Genomic DNA, 5,521 nt, shown 5'->3' with positions numbered 1-5,521 from the left:
TTGGAGTAGTGAGTATTTATGGAATCCAAGCACTTGCAAATCCAAAAAAAGAATCTTAAAACTGAATCATAATTTATAAAAGGAGTTCTTAAATGTCTCAACCAAATCCAAATAATCCCTATATCAATTCTTTTGACACAAGAAATACACAAAACAATGCGCAATACGGAATCCCAAACTCTCAAAACCAAAACAATCCTTATACTACAACAGGATTTCTTGGAAATGAGAATACGCAAAAAGATTTTCTAAAAGGCGCACTTATTGGTGCAGTTGCAACCTTTATCTTAACTAATGAGAATGCACAAAAAGCGATTTTTAAAGGTTTTGCCAAGGTAAGTAGCTTGTTTGAAAGCGGAATAGAGGAGTTAAAAGAACGTTATGAGGACGCAAAGGCGGAAGTCAATGATGTTGAAATGGACACCTAAAGAGCATTAGGCAAAGCAATGCAACTTATTTTATTGCACGCAACCCAAACAAGAGCACGTTTTAAATATCATTGCAAATCTAGTTTCAGGGTGGATTCTCTAAAATTGCGTCTTTTGCTTGAATCTTGCGCAGAGATTTCCAATGCCCGTGTAAATGCAATTTTGGGCAATGTGATTGTGGTTTTCAGGGGTGAGTTAGAGGAGATTACAAGTCTAGTGCAAACAGCCTTGGAACAAGCAAAGGTAGAATCGCAAGGAGTCAATAAAAAAGAAAGCTATTTGGCTTTGCGTGATGAGATTCCGAGTTCTGCTGAAGTGGCGCGAGCGGGAAGCGCGTTTTTAATTTCTCCTTTTTTACAGAATCCCAAATTTCAATTAGGATTCTCTGCGATTGCCTCCGCTCCTTTGCTTTTTAGTGGAATTAAAGAAACCTTAACACACGGCATCAATTCGCGCACATTGGAAGCTATGGCGGTAGCCATTTCATTGTATTTAAAAGATTTCAAGACAGCAAACTCTACGAATTTTATGTTAGCACTTGGAGAATACATTGAAGAGATGACAATGTACAAAAGTGATGATTTGCTAAAAGAGCTTGCAAAGCAAAAGAGTGGGGAAGCTTGGGTAGAGAGAATCCAAGATGGCGAAAATGTGCTTTTGCAAGTCTCAAGTGAGGAACTGAAAGTTAGTGATATTGTTGTGATTGGTGCAGGAGATACAATTTTGGTAGATGGACACATCACACAAGGGGAAGCATTGATAAATCAAATCTCTATGACAGGTGAGGCAACTCCTACCCCTAAAGCTTATGGAGATAAAGTGCTCTCTGGCACGATTGTGCAAGAGGGACAAATCAAGGTTTGGGCGGAATCTGTGGGGGAACAAACTGCAATGGCACGTATAAAAACCTATATTAAAGAAACACTTGTGCAAAAATCCTCTCAAGAATTGAATGCTTCTAAAATGGCGGATTCTTTAGTGCCTATTACGCTTGGTTTATCCTTGCTTTCTTATTTTTTTACTCAAGACCTTATGCGCAGTGCGAGTGTGTTGCAAGCCGATTATTCTTGCGCATTGAAGCTTACAACCCCCGTTGCGTTTAAATCTGCTATTTCCAATGCGGGCAAGGAGGGAATTATTATCAAAGGTGCAAAAAGCTTGGAATCTTTGCAACTTGCAGAGGTGTTTGTATTTGACAAAACAGGCACTTTAACTAAAGGTGATTTAGAAGTGCTAGATGTAGTTTCTTTTGAGGAATCTTGGGATAAAGAAGCGGTATTGAATCTCGCCGCAAGTATTGAGGAGCATTATTTTCACCCTGTTGCAAAAGCAGTTGTAAAAGCAGCAAGAGAAAAGCATTTTAGGCATTTTCATCACGATGAAGTAACCTTTATCGTCGCGCATGGCGTCAAAAGTGAAATTAGTGGAAAATGCGTTATTATCGGCTCTAGACATTTTTTAGAAGACGATGAGGGAATCGTATTTGATTTTTATGAACAAAGAATCTCCAAACACTTAAAAAATGGTGAAATGCCTTTATTTATAGGTTACGACAAGAAGCTTTTAGGCGTTATTTTACTAAAGGATACTTTAAGAGAAAATGCTAAAAAAGCTTTATTGCGCCTGCGTGAAAGTGGCATTAAGGAAATCATTATGCTTACAGGAGATACACATCAAAAAGCCAAGCAAATTGCTTTAGAGTTGGGGATTGACCGCTATTATGCAGAAGTTTTGCCCACCCAAAAGGCTGAAATTTTAGAGGACATTATGCAAGAGGGCAAAAAAGTTGCTTTTGTCGGCGATGGAATTAACGACGCACCCGCTCTAATACGCGCAGATGTTGGAATAGGTATGCACAAAGGAGCAGATATTGCCAAAGCAAGTGCGGATATTGTGCTCTTGCGTGATGATATTGAAGTGGTGGCGGAGGCAAGGGAGCTTGCAGTGGCAGCCTTAAAGAAAGTGCATAGAGGATTTAAAATTGCTGTGAGTGTTAATTCGTTGATTCTAGCTTTAGCAAGTCTTGGGAAGCTTAGTCCGATTCAAACCGCCTTTATGCACAATGGAACAACGATTGCGCTTTTGCTAAACGCATTGCGACGCATTAAAATTTAAAGGATTATAAATGCAGATTTTATTACTTTTAACCACTTTTGCAAGCGGAATCCTAACAGCAAAAACATTACAAAATGCACAATTAAAAAGAAAAAAATACCAACAACACAAGATGAAATCAAAGACAAAAGGACAAATATGAAAGAAAAGATAGCAACGCAAAAAGAATCACAAACAAGCAAGCCTCTTGGAAAACGGAATCCAAAATTTACAAAAAGCTATATGGAAATGAAGAGAGAAATGGCGAAAATAGGTATGACAACGACTTTATTACTGACAAGCGGGAGTGCATTGTTTGTGAAAAATAGAGTAGCAAAGGCAGTGCATATAGGGGCAGGTGTGGCTTTGGTAGGGTTTTGTATTTGGCACGCTTCACTTTATCCCAAAGAACATAATAAGACAAATTAAAATTTCTATAATGTTGGCTTATAGCAAGCAATCCTCCAAAGAAAATTTCGTCTTTAGATTCCATTACTAAAAGATAATTTAGCAGAATTTATCACAAAAAAGACAAGATTTTGCTAAAGTTTTACTTTTGATTCGTTAAAACTTAAGGAAAACAATGCAAGAAACGATAGATTTGATTGCGAAATATGGCTATGCAATTTTATTTTTATACTCTCTTGGCGGTGGATTTGTCGCTCTTATTGGTGCAAGTGTTTTGAGTTTTGCAGGCAAAATGGATTTAAGCCTTAGCATTTTGGTTGCTTGTGTGGCAAATTTTTTGGGAGATTGGTTACTTTTTTATCTTGCGCGTTATCAAAAGGCAATGATGCAGCCTTATCTTGCGTCTCATCGGCGTAAATTGGCATTGGTGCATTTGCTTATGCGTAAATACGGCTCTCTTATTTTGATTTTCAAAAAATACATTTATGGCTTAAAAACGCTTGTGCCACTTGCGATTGCGCTAACCCCTTATTCTTTGATGAAGTTCAACCTTTATAATGCCATAGGTGCGGTGATTTGGAGTATTAGTCTAGGAATCGCTGGATATTTTTCAGGAGGAATTTTAATCAAAGGATTTGAGATGATAGGAGAGTATCCCGCTCTTGCCCCCGCGTTTATTGTTGTGTTACTAGGTGGGCTTTGGCTTTGGCTAAGTCGTGCGACAAAAAGGATTTAAATGAAGATTCAAGAGTTATTAAACAAGCGCGTTTTGATTCTTGATGGCGCAATGGGGACGGAAATCCAAAAAAGAGAGATTCCAACTTGGGGAGAAAATAAAAGAGGTGAGAAGTTAGAGGGTTGTTCAGAAGCTCTAAACCTCTATGCTCCCGAAGTGATTACGGGGATTCATTCAAGCTATTTGCAAGCGGGAGCAAATATTCTTAAAACAAATACTTTTGGGGTAATGCCTTGGGTTTTGGCAGAATATGGATTGGAATCCCAATGCAAAGAGATTGCGGCTTTGGGTGTTTTGCTTGCAAAGTCTTGTATCAAAGCGCACAAGGCACTAGAGAATCAACAAAATGCGCTATTTGTCGCGGCTTCTTTGGGTCCTGGCACAAAGTTGCCAAGCTTAGGACATATTGATTATGACACAATGTTTAGCGGGTATTGTGAATGCGTGGAGGGTTTTAAGGAAGCGGGCGCAGATGTGATTTTGCTAGAGACTGCGCAAGACCCTTTGCAGATTAAAGCTGCATTGCACGCGTGTAAGGCGATTGCCCCTAAGATTCCTATAATGGTGTCTGTTACGATTGAGACCAATGGCGCAATGCTGATTGGCACAGACATTACGACACTTTTCCATATTTTAGAGCCTTTCTCTTTGCTTTCTTTGGGAATGAATTGTGGGCTTGGACCCGATTTGGCGCGACAACATTTGCTTGCTTTAAGTGAAGTGTGTAAATTTCCTCTCTCTATCCATACAAACGCTGGACTTCCACAGAATCGTGGAGGAATCACTTATTATCCTATGGAAGCAGAGGAGTTTAGTGAGATTCAAAAGAGTTTTTTAGAAATTGCGGGCGTTGCTTTGCTTGGGGGTTGTTGTGGGACAACACCAAAACATATTAGGCTTTTGGTGGAGAAAACAAAAAATGCGATTCCATTGCCACCAAAAGCTGAATATAAACCAAGCATTGCTTCGCTTTTTGGCGCAGTAGAGCTTCATCAAACGCCTGCTCCCTTGCTGATTGGCGAACGTTCTAATGCCACTGGTTCTAAGGCGTTTCGTGAATTGTTGCTCGCAGAGGATTATGAAGGGGCATTGGGTGTAGGAAGTGCGCAAGTGCGGAGTGGCGCGCATTGTTTAGATGTGAGCGTGGCATTTGCCGGGAGGGAAGAGGGCAAGGATATGCGAGAGTTGATTTCGCGCTATGCCACAAAGATTCCACTTCCTTTAATGCCTGATTCTACGCAAGTCAATGCGTTAGAGACTGCATTGAAGCTTATCGGCGGACGCGCAATGATTAATTCTGCGAATTTGGAGGAGGGAGTTGAAAAATTTGATAAAGTTGCGAGTTTAGCAAAGAAATTTGGTGCGGTTTTGGTGTGTTTGAGCATTGACGAGCAAGGAATGTGTAAAACTTTTGAGCGCAAAGTGGCGTGTGCGCAAAGAATGATGGAACGCGCAAGGAATGTGCATCATCTGCGCGAAGAGGATATTATTTTTGACCCGCTTACCTTTACGATTGGGAGCGGAGACGCAGAATATTTTACCGCAGGGATAGAGACACTAGAGGCGATAAGAGAACTCCGCGAACTCTATCCAAAAGCCGGAAGCACTCTAGGGCTTTCTAATATTTCTTTTGGTTTAAGCAAGGAGGGGAGGATTTGCTTAAACTCTGTTTTTCTTTATCACGCGGTTGTAAAGGGCTTAAGTAGTGCAATCGTGAATGTTGCGCATTTGATTCCTTATGCGCAAATGGACAAGGAGGATATTCAAATTTGTGAGAATTTGATTTTTAATTCTTCACGCACAAGCGAGCCTCTGTATGCGTTTATCAAGCATTTTGAAAAGAAAGCAGGAATGC

The 5,521-nt window shown here is 40.1% G+C and carries 6 protein-coding genes; all 6 read left to right on the top strand.

Translation table 11 applies throughout. The features are described from left to right. The first annotated feature begins 92 nt into the window (after nucleotides 1-92). Nucleotides 93-428 carry a YtxH domain-containing protein gene (locus tag Q1553_RS06565; RefSeq protein WP_115551554.1) on the top strand — a complete coding sequence of 112 codons (336 nt, stop codon included), beginning with the start codon at nucleotides 93-95 and terminating at the stop codon, nucleotides 426-428. Between the two features lie 18 nt (nucleotides 429-446). After that, nucleotides 447-2,543 carry a heavy metal translocating P-type ATPase gene (locus Q1553_RS06560; protein ID WP_300842836.1) on the top strand — a complete coding sequence of 699 codons (2,097 nt, stop codon included), beginning with the start codon at nucleotides 447-449 and terminating at the stop codon, nucleotides 2,541-2,543. 10 nt (nucleotides 2,544-2,553) lie between these two features. Beyond that, a complete protein-coding gene (locus Q1553_RS06555) occupies nucleotides 2,554-2,685 on the top strand; it encodes a hypothetical protein (protein ID WP_281270105.1) in 132 nt (43 codons plus the stop codon). After that, complete coding sequence (locus Q1553_RS06550) at nucleotides 2,682-2,951, top strand: hypothetical protein (RefSeq protein WP_245944227.1); 270 nt, start codon at nucleotides 2,682-2,684, stop codon at nucleotides 2,949-2,951. The genes Q1553_RS06555 and Q1553_RS06550 overlap by 4 nt, the downstream gene beginning before the upstream one ends. Nucleotides 2,952-3,105: 154 nt before the next feature. Further along, a complete protein-coding gene (locus Q1553_RS06545; protein WP_115551552.1) occupies nucleotides 3,106-3,666 on the top strand; it encodes a DedA family protein in 561 nt (186 codons plus the stop codon). Next, on the top strand, nucleotides 3,667-5,521 hold a 1,855-nt coding region (locus Q1553_RS06540; RefSeq protein ID WP_300842835.1), incomplete at its 3' end, for a homocysteine S-methyltransferase family protein.

It is taken from the genome of Helicobacter sp. UBA3407 (genome assembly GCF_949747025.1).
GTDB classification, from domain to species: Bacteria; Campylobacterota; Campylobacteria; order Campylobacterales; family Helicobacteraceae; genus Helicobacter_D; species Helicobacter_D ganmani.
This window is presented reverse-complemented; position numbering and strand designations above follow the sequence as displayed.

Coding starts and splice junctions, on each gene's coding strand:
- Q1553_RS06565 (WP_115551554.1), top strand. CDS start 93: ATGTCTCAACCAAATCCAAATAATCCCTATATCAATTCTTTTGACACA.
- Q1553_RS06560 (WP_300842836.1), top strand. CDS start 447: ATGCAACTTATTTTATTGCACGCAACCCAAACAAGAGCACGTTTTAAA.
- Q1553_RS06555 (WP_281270105.1), top strand. CDS start 2,554: ATGCAGATTTTATTACTTTTAACCACTTTTGCAAGCGGAATCCTAACA.
- Q1553_RS06550 (WP_245944227.1), top strand. CDS start 2,682: ATGAAAGAAAAGATAGCAACGCAAAAAGAATCACAAACAAGCAAGCCT.
- Q1553_RS06545 (WP_115551552.1), top strand. CDS start 3,106: ATGCAAGAAACGATAGATTTGATTGCGAAATATGGCTATGCAATTTTA.